A 26,906-nucleotide genomic window follows, 5' to 3' on the forward strand; every position below is an offset into this window, starting at 1 on the left:
CCCAAGGCCATGGATAATGGGGCATGCCGATGTGTTCGTCGTCAATGGTGCTGCCCATTCTGCCGCATCCCACAACGGCACCCCGATAGGTATTTCTGGGCGCGGTGTCTCGCACGGTCTGGAAGGCTTTGCCTTTGGGTTCGGCCATTGGGTTCTCCTCTGGAAGCTGTTAAGCGCTCTTTTGCACGATAAGCAACTCGCGGTGTTCGTTGGTTTCAATGCCCCGCTGAGTGGTGTATTTCTCGAGAATCTGGTTAACGCATTGCCAGTGCTTTTCGATTTCAAATTTTTCGGGCAATGGGACTGTATGTAGCCATAAGAGAAGTGATTCAACATCACAGAACCAATACGCGACGTCGTATTCCATGAGCGCAATAATGCGATTGCCGCGTTGCCGAAAAGTTTTGGCGAGTTCTCTATCAGGAGACCACCAATCCTTGCCAAAACTGTTGCTCGTCCAACCGAATGCTGCCAGGATATTGGACGTATTGCGATGTCCCACGCCCTGAGTGATAAAATATCCTCCCGTGCGTAGCACACGCAAAATCTCATCTATATTGACAACAGAATGTCGATTCAAGACAATATCAAAATTTGAGTCAGGCAATTGCAGCGCATCAGCACTCATGATATTGAAAGAGACGTTGTTTATCTGCATTTTGGATTGGTTCTTATGAGCTGTTTGAATCATTTCGTCGCTGATGTCGATTCCAATGCCCCTGCCGAAGTTCGGTGATAGAGTGAGAAACTTTTCACCGCCACCCGTTCCTATATCAAGGACGCGAGATGATGGCGTGAGGTAGTTGCGAACCAGCGTAATATAATCCCAGGGTACGGGATCTCGTCCATCTCTTACGGCGGAGAAATCCCATCCTTGAATTTTACCAACAGACGCTGCGATTTGTTTTAGCTCTTTAAGCGTCATTACGTTGCTCATCTTTGATCAGTGGGTTCGGTTTGTTATTCAAATATGGGCAAGGTTGGAATGGATTGCAAGTCCAGATGGGAAAGATGATATTCTGTAGTTCGGTGCTGGTTGACTTTGGTAAAATGGGGTTGTATTTTCGGTTGCCAGATGTTTGGATCAATGTATGGGAGAGAATATGAAGATTACGGATGTTAAATATCATCGTTTGCGCTATCCCGTGACCGAGAAGTTCGGAAATTCTTTTACGTGGATTACGGAGCGGTCGTCTATCCTATTGGAGATTTCTACCGATGCGGGCATTACGGGATGGGGACAGGGGGCGGGGTCGCTGGGTGAGTCGGATATTCAGCGGCATGTGATCGGGAGGGATCCGTTCGATTGCGAAGTGATCTGGGACGCGCTGAACAATTCGGGGAGTCTGAGGAATGTGGGCGCGACCAGTGGCGTGGATATTGCGTTGTGGGATATTATGGGTAAGGCACTTGATGTGCCGGTTTATCGCCTTCTGGGGGGTGCATTTCGGGATCGTATCCCGTGCTATGCCAGCGGGTTGTTCAGGAAGGACAGGCCGGATAATACACAGGTGTTGATGGATGAGGCCAGGGGATATGTGGATCAGGGTTTTCCCGCGATGAAGATGAAGGTTGGATTGGGAAAGGCGTACGATGAGCAGAATGTGGCTGCTGTGCGGAAGGCGATTGGCGATGATATTCTTTTGTGTGTGGATGCAAATTTGGCTTATGATGTGGGTACGGCGATTGATGTGGGGCGCAGGATGGAGGCGTACGATCTGTTCTGGTTTGAAGAACCGATTTCGAGGGATGATGTGGCCGGGTATGTGGAAATTAAAAGGGCGCTCGGGATGCGGATTGCGGGATGCGAGGGTTTGCAGGGTCGCTGGGCATTTCGGGAGTTTATCCAGCGGCGGGCGGTGGATATCGTGCAGCCGGATATTGCGATTGTCGGCGGGTTTACAGAGGCGAGAAAGGTTGTGGCGATGGCCAGTGCCAATTATATTCCGGTTATGCCGCATATGTGGGGGGCAGTCGTTGGTCTTGCCGCTACCCTGCACTGGCAGGCGTCGATGCCAGATGCGTCCGGTTCTGTGAATCCAGTTCCTTCTTTTTTTGAATGCGATATGACGGAAAATGGGCTTCGAACAGGGTTGTCCAAAGAGCCTATTTTGCCTGTGGATGGTTTTCTCGCGGTTCCCCAGGGTCCCGGGCTGGGGATTGAGATTGACCGGGATGTTCTTGAAAAATATTCGGTTTGACGCGACGTCTTTTTCTAAGGAGCGATGCGATGGACGAGATACTGAGATGTTTTGATGAGAACGGGTATGCCGTGGTGGAGGGGGCGCTTTCACCCGAGGAGGTGGCGGCGATTAACGACGGGATTGACGCCGATGTGGCCGCGAACCCGAAGGAATGGGAGCCTGGACCACGTCCGGGGCACGTAGCAGTGGGCTGCAGGGCGCCGGAGTTGATGCACAGGACAGAGGCGCTGGATGGCCTGGTTCACCATCCGTCGGTTGCGCCGCTGGTGCATCGCATTCTCGGAGCGGGTGTTCAGTTTAGCAGTCTGAGTTTTTTGCGGCGCGAGGTGTGTGCCGCCGATCCGCCAGAGGATATTGACGGCGGCGATCCGCTCTGTCTCTCGCGGCAGTGGCACCGGGAATACAACGGTATTGTGGAGGGTGCGGATAGGAATGCGTTTTTTGCTCCGGCGATACAGGTGATTTACTATCTGGACGATGTGGATGCCGAGTCCCACTGTACGAGTCTTATTCCAGAGAGTGCCGAGACCAAGCGTCAATTGCCCAAGACGCGGGAGGGGAAATCCGGATGGGGTGAGGGTGTTTTGCGGATTGACGATGGTGAGACGGCGTATGTGGATCCGGATAAGCCGATCTGGACGGATTCTTTTGGTCGCACAAATCCCCGACGGATTGGTCGGGTCGATGTCCACGCGCCAGCGGGGTCTGCTGTGATGTTCAATATTGCCAGTTATCACTGTGGGACTGTTCGGCAGACGCAGCGGATTCGGCGCACGGCGCATTTGATGTATCGGCAGCCAGATCCGATCTTCTCGCGGCACGCACTGGGTCCCGATTGGGAGAGTGTGGCGGCGTTTAGAGCCGCACTACCAAAGCGATCAGCGATTGGATAGGGTGTGGGAATTACTGTGAAGCCCCGGAGATAATGCACTTCGGGGCTTTTGCGATGGTATAGAGGACCCAGAGAATGAAACAACCCAATGTTGTGTTTATCGACTGTCACGATTTGGGCGATTGGCTCGGTTGTTATGACCGGCCCGATGTATCGACGCCAAATCTGGATCGGTTGGCTTCGCAGGGTGCCCGGTTTTCGCAATTTATCGCGACGGCACCTATTTGTATTCCCAGTCGCGTTGGCTTGTATTGCAGCCAGATGCCGCACATGATCGGTGTGTGGGGACAATTTCCCTATGCGGATGATGCCGTGTGTATGGCGCGTTATTTTCAGGATGCGGGCTATGAGACGGTGCTGAGCAACCGGTTGATGATTCCGAATGATCCATCCTGGGCGGGATTTGCGCGTGTGCTGGCGGGGAAGGCTGGTGTGGAAATGCTAGCTGAGCGTTTTTTGCGAGAAGAGGCACCGTCTATTGAGCGTCCCTTTTTTTTGCAGGTCTCTTTCTCGGAGGTGCATAGACCTTTTGGTCTGGATTACGATCCAGATCTTGCGGAGAGGATGATTGTGCCTCCGGATCTGCCCGATTGTTCGGAGGTGCGCAAAGATCTCGCCGCGTTGTGTCGGCAGATTGGGGCGTTGGATAAAAAAGTGGGGCGGATTTTGAATGCACTTGATGATCGTGGGCTGGCCGATGAGACCGTTGTGGTGTTTACTACCGAACACGGTGTGGCGACTGCGCGGGCAAAACACACACTTTACGATGCGGGTATCCGAACGACTTTGCTTATGAGGTACCCTCCCGAGATTGCTCCTGGTGCTGTGCATGGTGATTTGATTAGCAATCTGGATCTGCTGCCGACGTTGATGGATTTGTGCGGCCTGGAGAAACCGGGTGGTATTCTGGGTCGGAGTTTTCAGGGGTTGTTTTCCGGTGCGGGTTGGGCTGGCCGGTCTGTGGTGTTTAGCGAGCAAACCTGGGGGCGGCGTGCTGGGAACTGGTATTACACACCGATGCGGTGTGTTCGGTCGGATCAGTTCAAGCTGATTCGCAACTTTGCGCGGGTGCCGAATTATGTCGATAATGGGTGGGTGAATCGTTTTCAGAATAGACGAGAGGTTGTTCAGGCGCTTTTTTCAAGACCGGCACCGGCACGGGAGCTTTACAGTTTGGCAGACGATCCGTATGAGTTGAACAATGTTGCAGATGATCCGCGTTTTTCAAAGGTTCGCGATGATCTGGAGGGGCAATTAATCGCGTTTCTCGAGGAGACAGAGGATCCCATTTTGATGGGAGTTGTGCCGAATAGAGAAGGTCATCCCGATGTTCCGCAGTGGATTAAACAGTCAGATGGCTCGTTTCTGCTGGAGGCGGATCGGGAGATTTATCACTCAGAGCAGCCTTTTGATTAAAGGAGTTGTGACATGAATCTGGAATCCTACTGCGCAGGAGAGCCACTTGAGGTTGGTACGGAAACCGTATTGCTGATCGATAATGCCACGGTGGAAGACCGCTGGGGGGTAAGTCGTGTGCTGAATGTGCCGATTAAGGATCCGCACAACCCCGTGCTCATGCCCGACAGGCCGTGGGAAGATTCGGTGGGTCAGCAAAATGTGATTTACGACGATGAAGCTGGCGTGTTCCGCATGTGGTATGCCGGGACCGATTGGAACGCGTGGATGCACCAGTTCCGCTTCAAAGACTGGCAGGCAGAGCGGCACGGGTATCCCTATTTTGTCTGCTATGCCGAGAGCCCGGACGGGGTACACTGGGACAAGCCGATGCTGGAGGGCAAGCCGTACGGACAATATGAGAGGACCAATGTGGTGGTTACGGGACAGCAAAAGGCCCAGGGGGTGCGCGTGATGTGGAACCCCCTCGGTGGCGCGCAGCAGAGCCGTTTTCTGATGACTTACAAGGACAATCTGGCCGAGGGCTATGGGTGTCTGTGTCTGGCTTATTCGGATGATGGGATTCACTGGCGGGAGGATCCGTCGAACCCGGCTTTCATCGGTCTGCGGGATACATGGCAAAACATGGTGTTCGACCCTGTTCGGGAGCGCTGGCTGATGTTCGGGCGGCCCGTGTGTACCGCTGGTGTTGGGGATGTGCCGGGTGGACCGACGGAGCACAACTTCAAGCGCCGGACAGCGGTGATGGTTGGGGAGACGCCGTATGATTTTGGCCAGCCCCGGGTGGTGATGTGGCCTGAAGAAGTAGATGATCCGGATATCGACCACATGGTGGTTTCTCGGGTAGGCAGCCATTTCATCGGTTTTATCGGAAGTATGGGGCCTCCGCCGCACATGGCATTCCATCTGCATCTGGCGTTTAGCAGCGATGGCCTGCACTGGAATATGCTGCCCGACCGGCCTGTATATCTTCCCCATGGCGGATCCGACGCTTTCGACTCGGGTTCTACCTCGGGGGCCGGAGGCATTGTGAGCATGGGAAATACGGATTTTATCTACTATCGCGGATCCCGCCACGGCCAGGCACAGGGCAACAGGAACAATGTCTCGGGCATCGGCCGGGCGCAATTCCTCCAGGATCGATTCGTCGCGCAGATGGGTGCGCACACGGGTGGCTTTCTGCTCACTCGCGAAATGGTTGTTGCCGCACCGGAACTGATCGTCAATACGACTGTGGCCGACGGTTATAACAGCGATCCGACCACGGCGATTGTTCCGCCCGAATTCGCTGTTGAAGTGCTGCGTTTCGGTGAGAGCGGTGCCCCGAGTCCCGTGCCCGGGTTCACCCTTGCCGATTGCACCACACAGGCTGTTGACCTTGTCGAGCACAAAGTGACGTGGAAAAACAAGCAGGATATGGCAGAACTCATGGGCATGCCTGTGTTCCTCCGCTTCTACCTCAAGAATGTGGGTCTCTATTCGCTGCGGTTTCGCGATGGAGGATCTGGATAAACCGCTCGCGCTTTACTGGGGGTCATATGCGCATACAAAACTACTGGCGGTACCCGGGGTGTGGGCCGCATGCGGCGGCGTATCTCGGAGACGGTTTGGTGGCCGCACCGTCAAAATACGGCAATCGCGTCACGTTCTGGAATGTGAGTGACATCGAACGCCCTGAACTGGTTGCGGACTTGCCGGACCGCCCCGATTGCCAGTCAGTCGCCTTTTGCAACGGATATCTGATGGTGGGCAGTGATCGCGGGATCGAAAGCATGCGCTTCTCGAAGGCGGATCTCGTCCCCATCGACTGCAGCGCATTTGCTCCGGAAGTCAACGATTTTGAAGTGGCTGCCGACACGGTGCTCGCCGTCAGCAAGCGAAACGTCATCAAAGTTGTACGCGTTGAGGACGATGGCCAGTTGACTGAAATCGGCGTGCGCGAAGATGTGCTCCCCCGCTGCCATGGGGCAAGCCATGAAGGATCCCTGGTTGGCGTGACGGGATTCAGAGGCGATGGCAGGGTAGAGACCCCTCTCGGCCTTTTTCCGGACGCTGTGGATGAGGATGGACGATTCACCGATCCATGCGGCTGGACGCTTGCCAACGGAGGTGAGCCTTCGAGGTGGTATATGAACATTTCGAACCGCATTATCCTGTACCGGAAGCGCGCCTATGTAGCAACTGGTATTTCAAGGATCCAGGATCCCAGGAGGGAATGGTTGCTGGATCCATCGGTCACAGTTCTCAATGTGGAGCATCCTGATGCCCCGGAGTTCCTGGGCAATTACCCCTGTACTGGTTCCGCGACCTGTACGGGGCTTTATCTCGACCGGGACCGTGAGTGCTTGATCGTCGGATCCGGGAATATTGTGCGCCGCTTTGACATCGATGGCGACCTTTTGCACGAAACCGATAGGCTTGCGTTTCCCTACGGAGATTTTGGCGACGGATATCCCAGGGCCCCGACGATCCACGATGTGTGCAAGACCGATTTGATCTGTGACGGTCTGCCCGTTTTTTTCGCCGGTGCTCAGGCGACCGACGATCTATACCTCTTCACGGTTTGAGTGGAATGGGTATTCTCGAATCTGAAAGCGGAGAAGGGTTTTTTGATCGAAACACAGGCGTCCGAAGGGGAAGAGGTCGCTTCTATTGTGAACTGGCTTGCGGGGATCGCGTGATCCGGTGGCTATTTTTTATGGGAGGCCCGTATGAGGCAGCTTGAAAATGGTTTGAGTGAACGGACGCTGGCTTTTGAGCCTGGCTCTGAGGTGCATGGTGAGGTGGTGTGTCGCACGTTTCAGCCGTCGTATGTCGTTACGCGCGCTGGCGTGTTGATTGCCTTTTGTCAGGGCAGGTTGCGCGGCGGCCGCGACGACGATCCGAAGGTGATCCTGACGAGCAGGAGTCGTGATTGGGGCGCGACGTGGTCGCCAGCGAGGGCTGTTTCGGGACGGATCACCCACTACGCGGTGTCTGCGTATCTTTCCGAACGAGATGGACGCGAGCGCGTGTCCGTTCTGTCTATGGTTGATTTGCGGGGTACGGAGAATATTTACGACAAGGATTACGGCGAGATGCGGGCGCAGTCCGGTATCGATATCGATGCCGTGGGGTGCGATACGCCTATGGTTCTTTGCCGGTTTGATTCGGATGACGATGGCGATACCTGGACTATGGAGACGTTGCTCGGGGACCGGTCGCCTCTGAATCACCGGTATTCCGATGGTACGCTGATTATGTTTAACGCGGTGGGTCAGGTCCACGCGATTTCTGAAGGTCCATATCGGGGGCGGTACGTTCTGGGGGGACCTGTTACTGTGGTGCCCGAGGGAGAGGCCGTTACGAATTATTTTCGCAACCATCCCCAGTCCGGTTCTGCCGTTATTTATAGCGATGATCAGGGTGAGACCTGGCGCGTGGATGGTTTTATTACGGATTATCTGGCTAATGAAGCTTCCGCTGTGTCGATTAACCGCGGTGAGGAATTGTTGCTCGTTCGTAGGCTGAATTCGCGCGGTATGCTTGAAGCCCACGTTCCATTCTCGGATGTGCGTCCCGGTCCTATGCAGCGCGTTGCCCATACTTCGACGGATTGCGGGAAGACGTGGTCCCGGCCTTTTCTCGTCGATATCAGCGGGGTGCTTTGCCACGGTACGCTTGCCCGAGGTGGGAGGCGTTTGCTCTTTTCTATTCCCAATGGTTCCGGCCTGCCCGAATCCGAGCGGCAGCACGCCACAGAGCGCCAGCGCGGTGCGATCTATTTTAGCGATGACGAAGGTCAGACATGGCGCCATAAGGTCATTGAGCCGGAGACTTTCTCGTACAGTACTGTTGGTCCTCTCAATGAATCCCAGTATATCACACTCTATGCCTGCAGTTCCATGGGGCAGGAGGGCGTCGGGTGTCGGGTGTTTGAGGATGCGTGGCTGGATGCTTAGAAGGATATAGGGGGTATGCGATGATTGGCGAGATTAGGCATTCTCGAATGAAAATCAACCCGCGAACCTGGCCCCTGTATAAACCTGACTCTCCATCATTCGTTCCAGGATCCTCAGCTTCAGAGAATTCTCCACGTCAGCCATATCGGCTCTTCCGGCCAGGTTATTCACCTCACTCGGGTCGTTCTTCACGTCAAACAGCAGGTAGGCCTCTCCTTCTTTGTTGAGTGCAATCTTCCAATCATGATTCAACAGCATGACATCTCCGCCATATTCTGAAATCGCCTCGCTCCGGTGTTCGATCGAGGGGTCTGCAAGCATCGGGCAGAGGGATTTCGCAAACTGGGGATACTCGATTTCCCCTCCCGCTAGTTCAGCTAGTGTCGGCCCCGCATCAAACCACTCCGTATGGCTTGCGCATGTCTTTCCAGCAGCCGAACGGCCGACGGTGTCAGGGGTCCGAATCACCAGGGGTACGCGAACGGCGCCATTCATAAAATTGCTTTTCGCCAGAATCCCACAATCACCGTTCATTTCGCCGTGATCAGAGACCAGAAGAATCACCGTATCGTCAAGCTCACCACGTGCTTCGATCGCCAATAGGATCTCTCCGATTTGGTCGTCAATCAGAGTCACGTTACCGGCGTAATCCGCTCGTAGTATCTTTTCTTCTCCAGGGTCGAATGTGGGCCTGTTGTCCAGGATATCATCCAGGGTCCCCCGAGGTCGCTTGCGCTCATCTCCGGGATAAGGAACCGGACTGGGCATGGCGTCGGGGTGGTACTTGCTCGCGTACGGTTCAGGTGTGTCATAAGGCATATGTGGTCCGCCAAAACTCACCCAGCAAAACCACGGCTCGGAGCGATCATAGCTTTCTATATAGCCTTTGGCCTGCTGGCCTACATATATATCGTAATAGTCCTCCAGCCCCACTGCCGAGGGCCGCACCAGGTACCGTTTGGTTCTGGAACGCTCAGCGAGGTCCGCTTTGTACTTTTTCCACAGACCCTTTTTTTCCCACATCGAAGTCATATGAGAAACGCAGTTTGCGCACGCCCGTGGGCCCCCAATTTCATTCACATCATCCAGCCCATAGGCGTGCAGCAGGTGCTCTCGACTGCGCAAGTCACCTGACGTAGGATGCAGGTGTGTCTTGCCGAACAGGCTGGTTCGATACCCACAGGACCTGACAACCTGGGTCCACGTTTTCGCGTCGGCCGACAGGGTATGGTTCTGATGATTCCACACACCCGTATTGTGAGGGTAGTGTCCCGTAGCCAGGCTCAGCCTTGCAGGTACACAGATAGGCGAATTCGTAACGCAATTAGAAAACCTCACGCCTTCATTTGCGATCCGATCCATATTCGGCGTTTCAACCCAGCCACCAGTGCAGCCCAGCGCATCTGCGCGCTGTTGATCCGTCATTAAGAGCAGAATATTCGGTTTCGCCATATGTGATTCTTCCGTTTGTGGGCAATAGAGTGTGAAGCGTTAGAACGCATCATAGGTAAATCAACCGTCGGTTTTGATAGAGAGATTTATTTTTAATCCAACAAGTACTACACATCCCACCTTGCTAATTCCATCCACCGCGTCATTGCTTTTTGCGCCTCATTAAACCGTTCGCGGATCTCTGGCGGAAGACATCTGTGGTATCCATTTGGCGGCTCGCGCATCATCACATTATAATGTGCATGTGTGTAGTTGAAATACAGATTGGATCGCACTGGCTCTGTGGTCTTGGGCAGTCCATTGTGGATGACGGTCTCGGAAAAGAGTAAGACATCGCCTGCCTTGCCCGTTACTGCGACGGCGCCTGGAAGATCCAATCCCTGATACGCCTGCCAGTTCAGATCAAAATTGCTCTTGTGTGAACCCGGCACAGCCACCACACATCCGTCGTCGGGTCCATTATCTGTTACAAAATACACGGTATTGAGCATTCGAGAGCGAATATCGCCGTTTCTATAACTGTAATCCGTCGTTGGCACGCCGCGATGCCATCCCCCCTGTTGCGCTCCCTTGAATTTAGAAATTGACCAGGTGTTGATGAGTTGAGGTTCGCCCATAAATGCCTTCAGATAAGGCACGACTTTCGGATGTGCGATCATCAGATCAAAAACGGGATCAAGCCGTAAGAGACCATTCAAACGGACCTGAAATTCTCGACTCTTATCGCAGGTTGGTAGTGGTTTTGGTCTGCCAAAAGTGGGTGCAGATGCCATCCACTCATCTTTATATGTCCTGCTTTCTAAATCAGACAGGACATTCAGAGTGGCTTCACATTCTTCGGGTGTCAATACATTGCGCAGGATCAGAAAGCCACTCAGGTCAAAATGGAACCGGTGTTCGATTGGAATATTATCTGCCATATTTGATGCTCCTGTTATCTTCAATTCAAGCCGAACAACAAGCGAACGTATAGAACGGTTGAAAAATCCAAATAAATGTAGCTTTGTGAACCAATGGCTGCAAGATGAATTTCTACAACTACAGGCTTGAGATTATGCTTAAAAAGATAGATTTTTATTGCAAAGGATAAATTCTCGGGATATTTTTGTGCTTATTTCTGTTCCCGATCTGCCTGTTGTCATTGAATTTGTGCATGCTGCCAATCATCGAAACCATCTTCGGATCCTTTTTATCCGAGAAGATGAAGATGCTCAGTTTTTACCACTTTATGAGGCTAAACTCAGAATGACTCGAAACATTCTTGTGCATTCGGATAAGGATGTGCCAAAGCGCGTGCTCACGGCCTGGAGTCTTGGATGTCCGGATCAGCTGATTGCCACTGCACAGGTCGTTGATGGTGAGCTCTTTGTCATGGCCTGTGACCATACCCTGTTCAGAGTTGGCTTTGAAGAAATGCCCGCACTCAAGCGTATTCCAGAAGAACAGCGTTCTTCGTTTACCATCTCCAGCGAAGGCAGTTATATTCACTGGCCTGAGGCTGATGTACATATCGACCTGGATGCTGTGCGCTACCTGAAAGACGATATGTGGCGAGAGAAAAAGGATCGGGAAAGATTGATGTCTGGCATTCGGTTCGGAGAGGCGGTTGCCGCATTTCGAAAACAGTGCGAGATTAAGCAAGCCGATATTCAAGGTCTTTCGGAACGCCAGGTGCGCAGAATCGAAAAGGGAGAACGGACAAAGGTGGATACGCTGGGGATTCTGGCAAGAAGTCACGGTTTGTCCCTGAAAGCATATCTGGATAAAATTGCCGAAATTCTTTCTGAAGGTGGTGAGGTTATCTCCAGGGTCTCGACCTCGATCCCGCAAGACACCATAGACTTAAGAGGGGGCAGATATGATCAAAAATGAGAGACAATATCGGATTACTAAGGCCCAGATAAGGAAGTTTGAGGGCGCTTTAGCGGAGTTGGCTCAGACTAAAGATAAGAATATTCATCCTCTACTTCAGAAAGCTCATCAGGATGCATTGAGAAGTCAATGTGAGGAACTCCGTATGCAGTTGGAGGAATACGACGCGCTTGTAGAAGGTAAGCGCAATGTTCTCTAACGTCTTTCACTATCTGTCTGTTGTGACTGAATTTGTGCGTGCTGCCAATCACCGAAACCATCTTCGAATATGAAAACAGACCGATTTCCATCGAAAGTTCCATCCTTCCCAATCGGATCTTATAACCTGCGCGGAATAAAACCTGAGGACGCGCCCTCTCTCTACCAATTTATGTCAGACAAAGAGGTAACCCAATTTACAAGCTTACATGCAAAAACGCTTGAAGAGGTCCAATCATGGATTGAACTTATGATGGAACAGTTTGTGAAGAAACAATCGATTTATTGGGTCATAACAGCGGATAATCGTGCCATTGGTCGATGTCACTATATTTATCTCGACGCTATACATTCAAGAGCCGAAATTGGATACTACCTCGCAAAAGAGTACTGGGGCTGCGGAATTATGACAAATGCTGTTGCTGCAATTGTAGAATACGGTTTTGAACACCTCAAATTGAATCGAATCGAAGCAAGGTCGATTTCCAGGAATTATGGTTCCACGCGCGTCCTTGAAAAAGTCGGTTTTTCAAAAGAAGGCACACTGAGGCAGCATACTTTCAGAGCCGGTGAGTTTTTCGATAAAGAAAAATGGATTGCGCATAAATTTGCGTAACCCATTGTTTTTGATGGTGGGCGATACTGGACTTGAACCAGTGACCTCTTGCATGTCAAGCAAGCACTCTAACCACCTGAGCTAATCGCCCACCCAATTTAATTATTATTTTTATGTGTTTCTGGAATGTTCTTTTTAAGGCCGTTTCTACAAAATCCGAGGATGTGTACTAAAGTATGTCCTTTACTTTTCTCAGAGAGCAGTGCGTCTGTCTTCATTAGGTCTGAAATGTATATGAACCGAAGTCGAATGTCAAACGAAAAGGCGTCAAGGCCCAAAACTCTCTCTACAGATATTTTATATCGTTCATTTGGTCAATTGGTAGATTTTAGGTCCGGATTTTGTATCTTGGATGTGTACAATAACATGAGTATATTTTGTTCTATCTGGACTTGAACCGTTTTAGTGGATAACATATCTTTTTTAGAGAAAGGAATTCAGAAACGGAGGGAAAATGAAAGATGGATGAAAAAAAACTCCTGGAACGAATTACGATCAACCCGAAGATTTTTGGAGGTAAACCTATTGTTCGAGGACGTCGGCTTGCTGTTGAACATGTCCTTAGTATGCTCGCAGCAGGAGATACCTCTGAGGTGCTGCTTAAAGGGTATCCTTGGCTGACACATGAAGATATTCAAGCCTGCCTACTATATGCCCGAAAGGTGATTGGACACGAGCGTGTTGAACCGATCCGACCTGCTGATGCGGAAGTGTGACAAAAGAATTTTCCGATAAGAGGGATAAAAGTGACGGGGAGACATTGACTTAGCGATGCTCCCCGTTGATTTTTAATTATAGTATTGCAAGACGGAGTTGACGAAGTTCTTTACTGGAGGTGTGTATGCCAAAACCCAATATCGTTTTCATTTATTCGGATCAGCATCGCGGTGATGCAGTGGGGTGCGCCGGGCATCCGGTGATCAAAACACCACATCTGGATCGTCTGGGGTCCGAAGGGGTGGTGTTTAGCCAGTGTTATACCAATGGGCCGATTTGTATGCCTGCGCGAGCGACGATGATGACGGGGCAGTATGTGCGGGAACACGGTGTTTGGCAGAATATTGTTGCGGCCGATCAGCGTGGTCCCAGTCATGTGCGAAATGTGCGCGATGCGGGCTATCATACTGCTCTGGTGGGCAAGACCCACTTATATACGCACACGGGCGGTACAAAAAGTCAGGAAAAGACGGCAATATTGGAAGATTGGGGGTTTGTAGATATTCAGGAGATGCACGGTCCACACGCGTCGGGAGTGAACAAATCGCAGTATTCGGATTATCTCGAAGAATTGGGTTTGTGGGAGACGCACCGAGACTACGTGGTCAGGTCAAAGACGCGTCTGGAAGAGGGCAGGGCACGGGCCTGGGAAGATCCGCCCTGTCCATTGCCTTCTGAATGTCATTTGGACAGTTATACCGGGCGTACGGCCGCAGAATGGGTGCGCGATTACGATGGCGACAAGCCGTTCTATCTGCAGGTGTTGTTTCCGGGTCCGCACAATCCCTTTGATTCGCCACAGGAGTATCGGGATATGTACAGTATGGATGATATTCCTTTGGGTATTATGGATTTGCCCAAAGAACCGTATCCCAAATATATTGTGCGGTCGCTCTTTCGCGCTGGCGATGCCAAAACGATGACCGAAGAAGAAAAGAAACAACTGGTTATCAATTATTATGCAAAGATTACATTGATTGACAATGCAATTGGGGGTATTATCGAAGCTCTTGAGGCAAAGGGCATTTTGGACAATACCTGGATTATTTACAGTTCGGATCACGGTGAGATGGCTGGGGATCATCGGTTGAGCCACAAAGGGGTCTTTTACGATATGGCTGTACGGGTGCCTCTGGTTGTGCGTCCTCCAGGGGGGCAGTCTGGATGGACCTCTGAAGGACTGACGGATTGCTTGAATATCACGGCTACGGTTTTAGATGTTGCAGGGGCAGAGTCTTTGGAGAATAGCGATGGGGTTTCGTTTGCTCCGCAGGTGTTGGCAGGTCCAGATGCCGATGGCGCGCAAAAGGGCAAAGACGCTGTGTTTAGTGAGGTCGATGGGTTTACTATGGTTTTTGATAGGCGATACAAGCTGGTGGTTGAATCTGTGTCTGAGAAGCCGGTTGAGATGTACGATTGTCAAAATGATCCCTACGAACTGAATAATGTTTTTGAGGATCCCGATATGGAATCTGTTCGGCGAGATTTGATTGATACCCACTTGAGTGGGATTAGAGGCCGATTGGACCGGGAGAAGCTCGAGTTTTACCGGGCGATCCCGGCAAAGACGTATTCTCCACCAGGATAAGCATTCCATTAAAAGTAAATTTAGACTTGACCCATTTGATTGCACAACGTATCTCTAAGTTGGAGCTACCAAGGGGCCAGATGGTATCCAGGGCGACCGCCATCTGGAATTGCGTGAAGATAAAAAATAAGCCAAAAAACGCAATCAATTACGCAATTAGACGCAATCAATTTTGTAAGTATTTGTTTTATATAGATTTGAAAATAAAACAAATACGTATAAAATACGCATAAAAAGTAAAAAAATATATACAATAGTACAATTAGAGGCTATTATGGACGCGATTCAAGTTGCCGATAGTATTACAAAGCTCGGCTCGCAGTTGCGGGGGACTGTTCTTGTTGCCGCTTCTCATGGAGGGCGGTATTGTGGGTATCTCGCGGCATTGGCGGGTCTTCGGGGCGTTATTTTTAACGATGCGGGTGTTGGGAAGGATAATGCGGGGATTGGGTCGCTCGATTATTTGCAAGGTCTCGGGCTCGCGGCTGCCGCGATTGCACATTCGTCTGCGCGCATTGGAGATGGGGCAGATATGCTCGAGCGCGGGCGCATTAGTTTTTGCAATGAGATGGCCCGGTCGCTCGGCTGTGAAGAGGGGCAGGCTTGCCGAGAGGCGGCTGAGGTTTTGTGTAATGGTAAGCCATTTGGAGGGGATGTACCGGACTATGAGGAATCGCGTTCTGTGTTGCAGGAGGTGCCTGTTCTCACTCTTGCATGTGATTCTGCATCGCTCGTTACGCCTGAGGATGCAGGTGCGTTTATTATTACGGGGTCGCACGGTGGGGTGATTGCGGGCAGGCCCGATTATGGTATTGCAGCAGAGGCGAGGGGCGCAGTGTTTAACGATGCGGGGGTCGGTGTTGATCGGGCGGGTGTTCGGCGTCTTGAGATTCTGGATCGCGCTGGTATTCCCGCGGGGACAGTGGATGCGATGACCGCCTGTATCGGCGATGCGGTTTCCGCATGGGAGAGCGGTGTGCTGTCGTATGTCAATTTACAGGCGGAGAGATGTGGTGTTAACGCGGGGATGACGGTTCCGGAGTTTGGGGAGAGGCTGGTATAAAACCCCGCCACCCAACGGGCGGGCACGGGGGCACCGCCCCTACATTATGTATTTGGATATGGAGTTTCTATGTCTTCAGATGTACACATGAATGGCGGGCAGGCGCTTGCCGAGATGTTTCGCCTTCACAATCCTGCGCCTATGTTCGGTATGGGGGGGTTTCAGCTTCTGCCTTTTTACGATGCGGTGCGCGAACTTGGGCTTTCGCATACGTTGATCAATGATGAGCGCTGTGGTATTTTTGCCGCGGATGCCTGGGCGCGCGTAACTGGTCGTCCCGGTATATGCGATGGGACGCTCGGTCCCGGGGCGACGAATCTGGTTACGGGATTGGTGGAGTCTCTCAATGCGGGTGTTCCGCTTATTGTTGTTGTGGGCAATAGCAATCGCGAGCATTCGTGGAAGAATATGACGCAGGAGGCGCGTCAGACGGAGATTTTGGCGCCAGCGGCTAAAGCGCTTATTCGGGTCGAGAGCGGCAATCGCATTCCCGAGCTTGTGCGGCGCGCGTACGCTGTTGCCACGTCGGGGAGACCGGGACCTGTTGTGCTGGATGTGCCCGAGGATATTGCACATGGGGAGTATGATTATCCCAGGGCGGATTTTTTTGTGGATCCAGAAACGCTGCGTATTCCCGCACAGCGTTCGCGCCCGGGTCGAGATGCGGTTGCGCGTGCGGCGGAGTGTTTGCGCGATGCCCGGCGGCCGATTATTCTCGCTGGCGGTGGTGTCCATCTTTCTGGCGCTTATTGCGAGTTGCAGAGCTTTGCGGAGGCGTTTAGTATTCCGGTTGCGCAAACGCTGAGTGGCAAGGGCGCGATTCCCTGTATTCATCCGCTTAGCGTGGGGTTATTCGGACGCTGGTCTCGGATTGCCAATGATTTGATTGCGTCTGCAGATTGTATTCTGTCGGTTGGTTGCAAGATGGGCGAGATTGCCACGAAACGCTATGATTTGATTCCGCGCGATGTGCCTTTTATTCATCTCGATATTGTGGCTGAAGAAATCGGGCGCACGACGCCTGCTACAGTTTCACTCTGGGGCGATGCGGCTGAGGGCTTGCGCGATCTTCATGCGTGTTTGTCCTCTGATCGGGTGGCGATACAGGAGATGCGCGTGGGCTATTTGGCCGAGGTCTCAGAGCGGATGGCTGTCTGGCGAGCCGAGGCAGAGCCGCGTTATGCGTCTGACGAGAGACCCGTCAATATGGCGCGGGTGGTGCGCGAATTGCAAAATGCGATGCCCGAAGACGGTATTCTCGTTGTGGATGGTGGGTTTGCCGCGCATTGGACTGGTTTGCTCTACGATTCAACCCGGTCTGGGCGCACGTATATTGCCAATCGCGGATTTGCGTCTATCGGTTACGGGTTGCCGGGTACGATGGGCGCGCAACTCGCGGCGGGTGATTCACCCGTTGTTGGTCTGACCGGAGATGCGGGGTTTAATATGGTGCTCGGTGAATTGGAGACGGCCCGGCGTCTTGAGCTTGGGTTTACCCTCGCTATTGTGAATAATGCGGCTTCGGGCTATGTTAAAGCTCTCCAGCACAATATGTATGCGGGGCGCTATCAGTCGAGTGATTTGAGCGAGACGGATTATGCCGATACGGCCCGTGCGCTTGGATGTCAGAGTATTCGCGTGGATGATCCCGGGGCATTGCAAGGTGCTTTTGCCGAGGGGATTGCCAATCGCGATACGCCTACGATTATCGATGTTATTGTTACGAGAGATCCGTCAAAAATGTTGCCGGGCGTTGATAGCCGAACAGCGCCGGTTAAAAAGGGCGATAGGCCAGCGTGAGAAGCGCGAATCAACGAATCAACGACGGAGTTTGCAACAATTTGGGGTGGTTGAGCGGGGTTCGTCTATTCGTCTATTCGTCTATTCGCCGAGGGAGATTATTTTATGGCTCTTACACAGGAGAAACAACTCGAGATGCTGCGGATTATGCAAACGATCCGGCGCTTTGAAGAGCGCGCGTCTGATGATTATCGCGCAGGGGATATTTACGGTGTTGTTCATTGTTATATCGGCGAGGAGGCCGTTGCTACGGGTGTCTGTGCCGCGCTCAATCCGGATGATCAGATTATCAGTACGCACCGCGGGCACGGGCATTGTATTGCCAAGGGCGCGGATTTGAAGCGGATGATGGCTGAGCTTTATGGGCGGGAGACGGGGTATTGTAAGGGCAAAGGGGGGTCGATGCATATTGCCGATTTTAGTATTGGGATGCTGGGTGCTAATGGTATTGTTGCAGGTGGCATACCGATTGTTACGGGTGCTGGTCTGGCCGCGCAACTCGAGGGCAAGGGGCGCGTTGCGGTCTCGTTTTTTGGCGATGGGGCATCCAATGCAGGTCCGTTTCACGAGTCGATTAATATTGCTGCGGCGTGGAAGTTGCCTATGATCTATGTTTGCGAGAATAATCTTTACGCGGCGAGCACTCCGGCAGCAGGTACGCTGGCGCATAGCGATGTTGCTGCGCGTGCCGCGGGGTACGATATCCCGGGGGTGGTTGTTGATGGGAATGATGTGATGGCGGTTTATGACGCGGCTCAGGAGGCTGTTGCCCGCGCGCGCAAGGACGAGGGTCCTTCGCTGATTGAGTGTAAGACTTATCGCTGGCGGGGGCATACGGAGAGGGTTGGCGCGGCTGATCCAAGGCCGCAGAGCGAGATTCGCGCATGGAAGGAGAGAGATCCAATTGAGCGATTTGTCGCGGGTCTGATGGATCAGGGATGTATTACCCAGGAGGCGTGGCAAGAGATGGATGGTGAAATTCTCGCGGAGGTTGAAGCGTCGGTGCAATTTGCCATAGAGAGTCCATTTCCAGATTTAGAAGCTGCTATCGAAGATGTTTTTGCCGAGTGAGTCGAGGATAATACGATGAGAAAAATCTCTTATGCACAGGCCGGGATGGAAGCTCTTGTAGAAGAAATGAGGCGTGATCCAACGACGTTTCATCTGTCAACCGATGCGCCCGATGCGCTCGTCAAAGAGTTTGGGTCTGAACGCGTGCGCGCCACGCCTATTGCCGAGGGCGCGCTTACAGGTATTGCTGTTGGTGCTGCGGGTTCTGGGTTCCGTCCGATTATTAACTGGAGTATGGTTACGTTTTCTTTTGTGGCGATGGATCAGATTGTGAATCAGGCAGCCAAGATTCACTATATGTTCGGGGGGCAGGTGAAGTTTCCAATTACTTTCCGCACGTCGGTCGGCGGTGGCAGGCGGGTTGCGGCGCAGCACTCGCAGAGTCCGTATTCGATGTTTATGAATCTGGCGGGGTTGAAGATGATTTTGCCTTCGACGCCTTATGATATGAAGGGGCTTCTCAAAACTGTTATTCGGGATGATAATCCCGTTATTTCTTTTGAGTCCAATCGCCTCATGGATTTTGCGGGCGAGGTTCCCGAAGAGCCTTATACCGTGCCTTTGGGCAAAGCGGATATTAAACGCGAGGGTGCAGATGTCACGATTGTGGCGCTGGCCTGGCTGGTTCACGAAGCGCTGGCGGCTGCTGAGGTGCTGTATAAGGAGGGGGTTTCGGTTGAGGTGCTGGATCCGCGCTCATTGGTTCCGCTCGATTGCGATGCTATTCGCGCGTCTGTGCAAAAGACCGGGCGGCTGGTTATTGCGGATGAGGCGGGTCCCACGGCGGGCGCTTCAGCCGAGATTGCCGCTGTGGCGACCGAAGATGCGGAGACTTTTGCAAAGATGAAGGCGCCCGTCAAACGCGTCTGCGCCCTCCATGTGCCCATTCCTTACACGCCCCAGTTGGAAGATCACGTTTTTCCTGATCGGGATAATATTATTGCAGGTGTCAGGGAAGTGATGAATGTCGGATAGGACAGCGGGGTAACTCCAAAGATCATATTTAGATCAAACAAAAACCACGTCCTTCAGGCGTGGTTTTTTTGTTCTATTTTTTGAGAGGTGTAGTTTGATGCGAAATCCAAAATTTTCAGTGATTATTCCAACATATAATCGCGCGAACTATGTTGGGGAGGCTGTTGAGAGCGTTTTGCAACAGACGTATCAGAGTTTTGAACTCATTGTGGTGAACGATGGTTCTACGGATGATACGGCAGCGGTGATCAGGCGATTTGGAGATCGGATTTGCTATGTTGAAAAGGCGAATGGCGGGAAGGCATCTGCTGTGAATCTGGGGCTGAGATATGCAACGGGTGATTATGTTTGGATTTTGGATGATGATGATATTGGATTGCCAGATAAGCTCGAGTTGCACGCGGCGCAATTTGCAGAAGATCCGGATTTGAAGTTTGTCTATACGGGCTATGAATTCATAGAGGGGGAGAGAAGCGATGTGCCCATGCGGTCTTTTGAAGCGCGGATGCCGCCCATAGGCGATATGGTGATGTATTTGTTCGGGCGGTTTGAGTTGTGCAGTCCAACTGTGGTTACCCATCGGTTGTGTTATGATAGGGTCGGCTGTTTTGACGAGCGTTTGATTCGCGGGCAAGATTACGATATGTGGATTCGCATAATACGCGCTGGGTTTAAGATTGGTATTATCAAACAACCCACGCTTCGATGTCGTATGCACGAGGGTGATCGAGGTTCAGCGTCTGATCGCTTTTCTGCGAGCGATATTGCCAAAAAGAACCGGGAATATCTGGGGCTTATTGTGCAGAAGTTGTATTGGGAGTTGCCTCTGGGGGTTTTTTACAGTCGTTTGGTGCAAAGTCCAGATGACCCGATTTTGATTATGAAGACGTTGTTGAGGCGTTTGTGGGTGATGCCCTTGCCCGTGCTACAGGACGAGGTGTTGCGCGATCTGGATATGCTGGAAACGCATGTTGCGCAGTATCGCCTGTCGTTTGATGACTCTGCCCAACGTTTTTTGATGGGTCTGAAAAATACAACAGAACAGACTGCGCCCCGTGTCGCCAAAAAGGTTGAAAAAATCCTGAACATGACACATGATTAACCTCATATATCAACCAAACCTTACAAAGAATAACGCGTATGTTTGAAATCGGCACCATTCTCGATAAAAGATACCAGATCCAGGCGCACCTGGGTGCCGGGGGCATGGGAGAGGTGTATCGGGTGTTGGACCTGGAGCAAGACCGGGAGTGTGCGCTCAAAATTTTGAATACCATGGTGGATCAGAAGGCTGTGCATCGCCGTTTTCACAGAGAGTTTCAGGTGTTGAATAGATTTGAGCATCCGCGCCTGGTACGTACCTTTGCCTGGGGCTTTGCCGAAGAGCGTCCCTATTTTACAATGGAATATTTGCCCGGGAAGACGTTGGAAAAAATGATTGCTGATCGTGCACGTTTAGGGCAATTCCGAGCTTCGTACTTTTTTGCTTTGATGCGACAAATTGTCGAGGGTTTGGCATATATCCACGCGCAGGGTGCGGTGCATCGCGATCTCAAGCCGTCCAATATTATGGTATTGGAAACAGAAGAGGGGATTGAGACGACGATTCTGGATCTGGGGCTGGCGAAATTCAGACATCTGCATAGCGTTTCCATTACGCAGACGGGCGCGACGATTGGTACGGCAGAATATATGTCGCCAGAGCAGGGTAAGGGGTTATGGGTGGATCATCGGTCAGATTTGTATTCATTGGGGGTGATTTTGTACGAGATGCTTCTGGGCATGCCGCCATTTTCGGGACAAAATCCAGTATCCGTTATTTTGAAGCATATTCGAGAGATACCGCCCTCAATGGGGGAAGTCCATATCGCTGTTCCCGAAGAGACGCAACAAATTGTGCTGAAGTTGCTGGCAAAGGAGCCTGTTGATCGTTATCAGTCGGCAGAAGAGGTGGTGCAGGCGTTAAATGGTGTGGCATCATCGGGGTTTGTGCTATCTGATGACGAGCAGCGTGATGTGCCCGTGAAAGTGATGCGTCCGCAATTTGTCGGGCGCGAGTCCGAGATGAAGCTGTTGCGTGCGATGTTTAAGGATGTACAGGCTGGTGAGCAGCGTGTGGTTTTGATCTCGGGTGAGGCAGGGGTGGGAAAAACGAGACTAATTGAGGAACTATTGGGCGATGCTTTGATCCACGATTTTCTGTGTTTGAAAGGCGTAGGTCGGGAAGAGGGTGGACAAATATACGGTGCGTTGATTGATGCGTTTCAGGGGGTAAAGACGACGGATTTGGTGGAGAAGGTGCCCGATTCATTGGAGACGGACAAATTTTCTGTGATGGAGCGCTGGTTGCAGTTGTTAAAGCGTCTGCGGCAGAAGCAGCCCGTTGTGTTGTGTTTGGAAGATATTCAATGGCTTGATGAGTTGACTCTGGAATTTTTGCAGTATGTGCTGCGCGATTCAGAACCGTGCCCGTTTTTGTTGTGCCTGACTTGCCGATGGTCTAATCTGGAACCGCTTTCAGGGGAAGTTGAAAATTTTATACACAGCAATGAATTTGCCGAGGTGACCCGGATTCAGTTGGAAGATTTGCCGCGAGAAGAGGTGGGGTATTTAGCGGCGTCGATGTTGGGGGAGCGGTCCATACCGGAGGATGCATTGCAAACTCTGTTCAGAGAGACGGGCGGGCAGCCCCTGTTTGTCGTGGAGGCTGTGAGGACGCTGATAAATGCCGATGTGGTTCGGCAGAATGTGTACGGCGATTGGCAGTGGGGAGATTTTCCCGAAGCTTTGTTATCCGATGATATTTCGGAGGTTTTGTACAGACGCATAACTACTCTTTCTGCGGTGCAACGTCAGGTAATGGAGTACGCGTGTGTTTTTCTCAATGATTTTTCTTTTGAGTTATTGGCTGCGATCTGGCTCGGTGATGAGTTGGAGTTGCTGGATGTGCTTGAGGGCCTGATTGAAGAAGGGCTGTTGATTACTTATGGTGATGAAGAGCGGTATCGTTTTTCACAGGGTTTGTATCGGCGTGCAATTTACGACCGCATGCAAAATGTGCGGCGGCGGTTGTTGCATCGAGAAATTGGCAATGCTCTGGAAGGGTTGGAGGATGCTGAAGAACTGACTGAAGAATTGGCGGATCATTTTGCGGCGGCAGGAGAACAAAATAAGGCTGTGAAATATATGCGCCTATCGGGCAAAAAAGCGTTGAAAAAACACGCGTATCGCCAGGCAAGAATGCGGTTTGAGGCTGTACAACTGATGGATGATGCTTTTGAATCACAAGTAGATGAAATCGAATTTTTGTGCGATTATGCAGATGCGCTGCGCAATTGCGGTCAGTACAATAGGGCACTGAAATTTTTAGAGGAGGCACAGGCGTTATTGCCCGCTGATAGGAACGATTTGAAGACGCGTATTTTGACTCATGTAGGTATTATTCACAGCGTACTTCAAAATGGAGAAGTTGCAGAAGAATATATGCTGGAGGCATTGCAACTTTATCGTGAATTGGGTGATCTCGACGGAGAAATTCAAGCATTGAGCAGTTTGGCTTATTTGTGCGATGTGTCTGGACGTCACGAAGAAGCGCTTGCATATATGCGTCGAGAAATAGAGAAACGTCATATACTGGGAAATCCCGAAAACGAAGTTTTTATACAGGGGCGAGAAGGTCAGGCTGCATTAATGGGATTTCAATTTGAGACGGCTAAAGCACATCTAAAAGCGGTTGTAAAAACGTCACAGAAATTTGGACGTGAATACCAGCGTATTGAGGCACTCAATTTACTTCAAAGAGTTTATTTTTATCTGGGTAATTTCAATCGTGCAGAAGCCGTTTGCTATGAGGTTATTGGGGAATGGCAAAAGCGGGGGTTTGTGTACTGGGAGGCAGTGAATTTTCTCTATCTGGGAGAGTTAGCACTGGAACGCGGTGATTTTTCAGAGGCATTGGAATATGCTGAGACGTCAGCAGAGCGATTTTTGCAAACACCGCGAAGAGATTATGTCTATCGCGCTTACGCTATTGCGGCAACGGCTGCTGCAAAAATGGGAGATACAGAAGGAGCTCTTGAATGGGCTGAAAGAGCCAGTGAAGGTACGCAACAAACATCGGGTATGTTCACGGGTATATTGCCCCTGGTGTATTGTGGTATTGGTGCGGCTTTGGCTCAAGCTGAGCGAATAACCGAGGCTGAAGAGGCTTTTGAGCAGGCGATTGAATGCCGAAGGGAGTCCAAAGGAGATCCTTGGGCGCGTGCATTGCTGATGGCTGGAGAGTTTTATCTTGAGCGAGGTGATGTACCAAAAACGCAAGAGTATCTCGAATCGGCAAAACAGGCGTTTGAAGAAATGGAAATGTCCTATTTTTTCGAAAAAACACAGGTGTTGTTAAATCAATTGGATGAATCTTCTCGCAGCGAGGATGCCGCACCCGGTGCTGAGATTTTATGTGTTGATCGCTGGCGCTTGCTTTACGAGGTGAGCCGGGAATTGACCACAGAGCGCGATGTCAAGGTGCTATTGGACCGGATTTTGGGTAATTTGTTGACTGTTTATCCAGCAGAGCGCGTGCTTGTTGCGATAAAAAATAAGACCCCAAAAGGCTTTGTGGTCGATGCCGTGCGCTACTACAATGTAAAAGCCGATGATGCAGAAGCACTGAGTCGGGGTATTATTCGCCGGGTTATTGAGACAAATGAACCCGTTTTGAGTATGGACGCCCAGATAGACCAAAGGTTAAATTGCTACCAGAGCGTGATAGATTACCATATTCGATCTGTATTATCTGTGCCCGTATTCCATCTGAATGAAGGTGTGATGGGTGCGCTATATATAGATCACCGCGGCATTGACAACGCATTTTCTAAAGCAGATCAGACGTTTTTACAGGCTTTTGCAAATCTGGTAGGGATGGCGCTGGTCAATGCGAGGATGTACGAGCAATTGGAAGAGAAAGCTCAATATTTACAGCAACAGGTCGAAAGACGGCACCAGCTTGGCGATATGTTTGGGCAAAGTGATGCGATGCAGGCGATCTATCGGCTTATAGAGCGCGCTGCAAGTAGTGATGTTCCCGTGCTTGTGCAGGGCGAAACAGGTACGGGCAAAGAATTGGCTGCGCGTGCCATACACTACAATAGCAGACGCAAAGATCAGCGGTTTTTGTCGCAAAATTGTGCCACACTCTCACCAGAGTTGTTGCAGAGTGAGTTGTTTGGGCACAAAAAAGGCGCGTTTACTGGCGCGAGTGAAGATCACACGGGGATTTTTGAGGCTGCCGATGGGGGTACGGTTTTTCTCGATGAAATCGGAGATGCCCCGCCACAGTTGCAGAGGAGTTTGTTGCGGGTGTTACAAGAAGGCGAGATTCGGCGTGTGGGAGAAACAGAGGATCGCGAAGTGGATGTACGCATTATTGCGGCGACCAATCGAGACTTGAAAAAAGAAGTTGAAGAAGGCTCTTTCCGCGAGGATTTGTATTACCGCTTGCATGTGATTCAGATCGATATGCCGCCTTTGCGGGAATATCTTGAAGATGTGCCGTTATTGGCTGAACATCTGCTCATTCGGGCTAAAGAAGAGGCAAACAAGCCGGTTGGAGGATTGACAGTGGGTGCAATCAGGGCGCTCACAAATTACGACTGGCCGGGCAATGTGCGCGAGTTGGAGAATGAGATTCGGCGTGCGGTTGCATTGGCAGAAGAAGAAGGTGCAATTACGCCCGATTTGTTTTCGGAATCCATCGGGCACACAGTGCCAGATGTCCCTGTCGAATACCAGGGGCGTTTACAAGACCATGTCCAGGAGTATGAGAGGCGGTTGATTCGAGCCGCACTCGAGAAATGCAAGGGCAATATTACGCATACTGCCAGAGAATTGGGGATGACGCGCGTTGGTCTGCATAAAAAGATCAATCGTCTGGGATTGAGATAGATGTTGAACAGGTGTTTCCTGTCGTAAACACTGTATCCGTATATTTACAGTATTTATCCTTATATAAATCAGTAATTTACGGATATTTTATTTGTCTAAACGTTTGTAAGTGTATCCTATTATATACACTTATGCCTGGATGCCACATTTGCTATACACGTAATTCTTAAATTTTATTTCCTTGTTTTTTTAAGCACTTGAGAGGTTTTCAAGTGCTTTTTTTTGTTGAAACGATTTTTGGCACGGATTTTGCAATATGAAGGGCAAGATGGCAGTTAGATTCTCAATAAGGAGGAGGACATGGCAACGCCACGCAAGTTGACTTTGATCAATGGAACGATAGATACAGAAGGCGATATTCAAACGCTTCGGTCTGCGAACAGCCTCAAAATTGGAGGATGTCCATCTGGTTGGGTAGCTGTTCCTCCCCTGCCTTTTCCCAATGACGATGACGATTGGGACGATTTTGATCAGGCTGATGTGCAGGATAAGTGATTTCGCTTCTGAGGAGTGCGTCTATGCTGTGTATTCAAAAATGCGACATGCATCTTTTTCATACTGAAGAGCACAAGCAGCCGATTGTCTATCAGGTGGAGACAGGTCTGTTTTTTGAATTGGATACCCTGTTCCAGTCAATTTTAGCGTGCTGTGAGGGTTTGTCTGTTGACCGGGTTGTTCAGGTGCTGACCGATCAATACGAGGCAGAGGAAATTGTCGAGGCCATCGAGGAATTGGCTCAGGTGGGGTTGATTTCAGATGGTGCTTTGCCCCTGGTATCCAGTGTGCCGACGACAGAGGGGGTGGCAGCCTGTGGGGTCTCGCAGACAGATCGGCTGCAGGTGTCCTTGCATATTTCCCATACGTGCAATATTCAGTGTGCTTATTGCTTTGCCCACGGCGGGGATTACGGCGGTAAGGCGATGTTGATGCAACCGGACGTTGCCGAGCAATCGATACGTTGGATCATCACCGAGGCTCAGGTGTTCGGACGGTGCCAGATTGATTTTTTTGGTGGGGAGCCGCTTTTGAATTTTCCGCTTCTACTCAAGCTGGTGCCGTTTGCCAGATCCCTGGGAGCGCGATTGGGTGTGCAGGTTGGTTTTGGTATTGTGACCAATGGCACGTTGTTGACCGACGAGATGAAGCAGTTTTTGGTCGATG

The 26,906-nt window shown here is 51.2% G+C and carries 22 protein-coding genes and 1 tRNA gene; 19 read left to right on the forward strand and 4 right to left on the reverse strand.

The genetic code is table 11. The features are described from left to right. Window positions 1-169: 169 nt before the first annotated feature. A complete protein-coding gene (locus OXH16_22835) occupies window positions 170-925 on the reverse strand; it encodes a class I SAM-dependent methyltransferase (GenBank protein MCY3684241.1) in 756 nt (251 codons plus the stop codon). A 178-nt stretch (window positions 926-1,103) separates the two neighbouring features. Here OXH16_22835 and OXH16_22840 point away from each other — a divergent pair, with 178 nt between their 5' ends. The 6 genes from OXH16_22840 (at window position 1,104) to OXH16_22865 (ending at window position 8,453) form a co-directional block, all read left to right on the forward strand. Then, the gene (locus OXH16_22840; GenBank protein MCY3684242.1) at window positions 1,104-2,201 is read left to right on the forward strand and encodes a mandelate racemase/muconate lactonizing enzyme family protein; all 1,098 of its coding nucleotides are present in this window, start codon (window positions 1,104-1,106) and stop codon (window positions 2,199-2,201) included. Window positions 2,202-2,230: 29 nt separating this feature from the next. After that, window positions 2,231-3,097 carry a phytanoyl-CoA dioxygenase family protein gene (locus OXH16_22845; GenBank protein ID MCY3684243.1) on the forward strand — a complete coding sequence of 289 codons (867 nt, stop codon included), beginning with the start codon at window positions 2,231-2,233 and terminating at the stop codon, window positions 3,095-3,097. Window positions 3,098-3,171: 74 nt separating this feature from the next. Next, window positions 3,172-4,512: a sulfatase gene (locus OXH16_22850; protein ID MCY3684244.1), complete on the forward strand. Its 1,341-nt coding sequence runs from the start codon at window positions 3,172-3,174 to the stop codon at window positions 4,510-4,512. A gap of 12 nt (window positions 4,513-4,524) precedes the next feature. After that, window positions 4,525-6,024 (forward strand): hypothetical protein, encoded by a 1,500-nt coding sequence (locus tag OXH16_22855; protein ID MCY3684245.1) that lies wholly within the window; start codon window positions 4,525-4,527, stop codon window positions 6,022-6,024. A 26-nt stretch (window positions 6,025-6,050) separates the two neighbouring features. Next, window positions 6,051-7,079 (forward strand): hypothetical protein, encoded by a 1,029-nt coding sequence (locus OXH16_22860; protein ID MCY3684246.1) that lies wholly within the window; start codon window positions 6,051-6,053, stop codon window positions 7,077-7,079. 144 nt (window positions 7,080-7,223) lie between these two features. Continuing rightward, a complete protein-coding gene (locus OXH16_22865; protein MCY3684247.1) occupies window positions 7,224-8,453 on the forward strand; it encodes a sialidase family protein in 1,230 nt (409 codons plus the stop codon). A 54-nt stretch (window positions 8,454-8,507) separates the two neighbouring features. Here OXH16_22865 and OXH16_22870 read toward each other — a convergent pair whose 3' ends face one another. Together OXH16_22870 and OXH16_22875 are read right to left on the reverse strand one after the other, a co-directional pair. Then, entirely contained in the window at window positions 8,508-9,905 is a 1,398-nt protein-coding gene (locus OXH16_22870; GenBank protein MCY3684248.1) for a sulfatase-like hydrolase/transferase, read from the reverse strand. Window positions 9,906-10,012: 107 nt separating this feature from the next. Next, window positions 10,013-10,825 (reverse strand): phytanoyl-CoA dioxygenase family protein, encoded by an 813-nt coding sequence (locus OXH16_22875; protein MCY3684249.1) that lies wholly within the window; start codon window positions 10,823-10,825, stop codon window positions 10,013-10,015. A 325-nt stretch (window positions 10,826-11,150) separates the two neighbouring features. On the opposite strand from OXH16_22875, the gene OXH16_22880 reads away from it, so the two are divergent. The 3 genes from OXH16_22880 (at window position 11,151) to OXH16_22890 (ending at window position 12,591) form a co-directional block, all read left to right on the forward strand. Further along, window positions 11,151-11,777 (forward strand): DUF2442 domain-containing protein, encoded by a 627-nt coding sequence (locus OXH16_22880; protein MCY3684250.1) that lies wholly within the window; start codon window positions 11,151-11,153, stop codon window positions 11,775-11,777. Further along, window positions 11,764-11,976: a hypothetical protein gene (locus OXH16_22885; protein ID MCY3684251.1), complete on the forward strand. Its 213-nt coding sequence runs from the start codon at window positions 11,764-11,766 to the stop codon at window positions 11,974-11,976. Before OXH16_22880 ends, OXH16_22885 begins: the two co-directional genes overlap by 14 nt. A gap of 69 nt (window positions 11,977-12,045) precedes the next feature. Beyond that, window positions 12,046-12,591, forward strand: a complete 546-nt coding sequence (locus OXH16_22890; protein ID MCY3684252.1) for a GNAT family N-acetyltransferase — start codon at window positions 12,046-12,048, stop codon at window positions 12,589-12,591. A 14-nt stretch (window positions 12,592-12,605) separates the two neighbouring features. Here the strand turns inward: OXH16_22890 and OXH16_22895 are convergent. Continuing rightward, a tRNA-Val gene (locus OXH16_22895) sits at window positions 12,606-12,682 on the reverse strand. Between the two features lie 370 nt (window positions 12,683-13,052). On the opposite strand from OXH16_22895, the gene OXH16_22900 reads away from it, so the two are divergent. The 10 genes from OXH16_22900 to OXH16_22945 all read left to right on the forward strand — a co-directional run. Next, window positions 13,053-13,307, forward strand: a complete 255-nt coding sequence (locus OXH16_22900; protein ID MCY3684253.1) for a DUF433 domain-containing protein — start codon at window positions 13,053-13,055, stop codon at window positions 13,305-13,307. A 125-nt stretch (window positions 13,308-13,432) separates the two neighbouring features. Then, window positions 13,433-14,896: a sulfatase-like hydrolase/transferase gene (locus OXH16_22905; GenBank protein ID MCY3684254.1), complete on the forward strand. Its 1,464-nt coding sequence runs from the start codon at window positions 13,433-13,435 to the stop codon at window positions 14,894-14,896. A gap of 274 nt (window positions 14,897-15,170) precedes the next feature. Next, window positions 15,171-15,959 (forward strand): hypothetical protein, encoded by a 789-nt coding sequence (locus OXH16_22910; GenBank protein MCY3684255.1) that lies wholly within the window; start codon window positions 15,171-15,173, stop codon window positions 15,957-15,959. Window positions 15,960-16,028: 69 nt separating this feature from the next. Further along, the gene (locus tag OXH16_22915) at window positions 16,029-17,759 is read left to right on the forward strand and encodes a thiamine pyrophosphate-binding protein (protein MCY3684256.1); all 1,731 of its coding nucleotides are present in this window, start codon (window positions 16,029-16,031) and stop codon (window positions 17,757-17,759) included. A 105-nt stretch (window positions 17,760-17,864) separates the two neighbouring features. Next, window positions 17,865-18,830 carry a thiamine pyrophosphate-dependent dehydrogenase E1 component subunit alpha gene (locus OXH16_22920; protein MCY3684257.1) on the forward strand — a complete coding sequence of 322 codons (966 nt, stop codon included), beginning with the start codon at window positions 17,865-17,867 and terminating at the stop codon, window positions 18,828-18,830. A gap of 15 nt (window positions 18,831-18,845) precedes the next feature. Continuing rightward, window positions 18,846-19,805 carry an alpha-ketoacid dehydrogenase subunit beta gene (locus tag OXH16_22925; protein MCY3684258.1) on the forward strand — a complete coding sequence of 320 codons (960 nt, stop codon included), beginning with the start codon at window positions 18,846-18,848 and terminating at the stop codon, window positions 19,803-19,805. Window positions 19,806-19,902: 97 nt separating this feature from the next. Further along, complete coding sequence (locus OXH16_22930) at window positions 19,903-20,907, forward strand: glycosyltransferase (protein ID MCY3684259.1); 1,005 nt, start codon at window positions 19,903-19,905, stop codon at window positions 20,905-20,907. A 38-nt stretch (window positions 20,908-20,945) separates the two neighbouring features. Beyond that, window positions 20,946-25,745 (forward strand): sigma 54-interacting transcriptional regulator, encoded by a 4,800-nt coding sequence (locus tag OXH16_22935; GenBank protein MCY3684260.1) that lies wholly within the window; start codon window positions 20,946-20,948, stop codon window positions 25,743-25,745. Window positions 25,746-26,045: 300 nt separating this feature from the next. After that, entirely contained in the window at window positions 26,046-26,240 is a 195-nt protein-coding gene (locus OXH16_22940; protein ID MCY3684261.1) for a hypothetical protein, read from the forward strand. A gap of 23 nt (window positions 26,241-26,263) precedes the next feature. Next, a partial coding sequence (locus OXH16_22945) for a radical SAM protein (GenBank protein ID MCY3684262.1) occupies window positions 26,264-26,906 on the forward strand: 643 nt, incomplete at its 3' end.

The organism is Gemmatimonadota bacterium (genome assembly GCA_026705765.1).
Lineage (GTDB): Bacteria > Latescibacterota > UBA2968 > UBA2968 > UBA2968 > VXRD01.

Coding starts and splice junctions, on each gene's coding strand:
- OXH16_22835 (MCY3684241.1), bottom strand. CDS start 925: ATGACGCTTAAAGAGCTAAAACAAATCGCAGCGTCTGTTGGTAAAATT.
- OXH16_22840 (MCY3684242.1), top strand. CDS start 1,104: ATGAAGATTACGGATGTTAAATATCATCGTTTGCGCTATCCCGTGACC.
- OXH16_22845 (MCY3684243.1), top strand. CDS start 2,231: ATGGACGAGATACTGAGATGTTTTGATGAGAACGGGTATGCCGTGGTG.
- OXH16_22850 (MCY3684244.1), top strand. CDS start 3,172: ATGAAACAACCCAATGTTGTGTTTATCGACTGTCACGATTTGGGCGAT.
- OXH16_22855 (MCY3684245.1), top strand. CDS start 4,525: ATGAATCTGGAATCCTACTGCGCAGGAGAGCCACTTGAGGTTGGTACG.
- OXH16_22860 (MCY3684246.1), top strand. CDS start 6,051: ATGCGCATACAAAACTACTGGCGGTACCCGGGGTGTGGGCCGCATGCG.
- OXH16_22865 (MCY3684247.1), top strand. CDS start 7,224: ATGAGGCAGCTTGAAAATGGTTTGAGTGAACGGACGCTGGCTTTTGAG.
- OXH16_22870 (MCY3684248.1), bottom strand. CDS start 9,905: ATGGCGAAACCGAATATTCTGCTCTTAATGACGGATCAACAGCGCGCA.
- OXH16_22875 (MCY3684249.1), bottom strand. CDS start 10,825: ATGGCAGATAATATTCCAATCGAACACCGGTTCCATTTTGACCTGAGT.
- OXH16_22880 (MCY3684250.1), top strand. CDS start 11,151: ATGACTCGAAACATTCTTGTGCATTCGGATAAGGATGTGCCAAAGCGC.
- OXH16_22885 (MCY3684251.1), top strand. CDS start 11,764: ATGATCAAAAATGAGAGACAATATCGGATTACTAAGGCCCAGATAAGG.
- OXH16_22890 (MCY3684252.1), top strand. CDS start 12,046: ATGAAAACAGACCGATTTCCATCGAAAGTTCCATCCTTCCCAATCGGA.
- OXH16_22900 (MCY3684253.1), top strand. CDS start 13,053: ATGGATGAAAAAAAACTCCTGGAACGAATTACGATCAACCCGAAGATT.
- OXH16_22905 (MCY3684254.1), top strand. CDS start 13,433: ATGCCAAAACCCAATATCGTTTTCATTTATTCGGATCAGCATCGCGGT.
- OXH16_22910 (MCY3684255.1), top strand. CDS start 15,171: ATGGACGCGATTCAAGTTGCCGATAGTATTACAAAGCTCGGCTCGCAG.
- OXH16_22915 (MCY3684256.1), top strand. CDS start 16,029: ATGTCTTCAGATGTACACATGAATGGCGGGCAGGCGCTTGCCGAGATG.
- OXH16_22920 (MCY3684257.1), top strand. CDS start 17,865: ATGGCTCTTACACAGGAGAAACAACTCGAGATGCTGCGGATTATGCAA.
- OXH16_22925 (MCY3684258.1), top strand. CDS start 18,846: ATGAGAAAAATCTCTTATGCACAGGCCGGGATGGAAGCTCTTGTAGAA.
- OXH16_22930 (MCY3684259.1), top strand. CDS start 19,903: ATGCGAAATCCAAAATTTTCAGTGATTATTCCAACATATAATCGCGCG.
- OXH16_22935 (MCY3684260.1), top strand. CDS start 20,946: ATGTTTGAAATCGGCACCATTCTCGATAAAAGATACCAGATCCAGGCG.
- OXH16_22940 (MCY3684261.1), top strand. CDS start 26,046: ATGGCAACGCCACGCAAGTTGACTTTGATCAATGGAACGATAGATACA.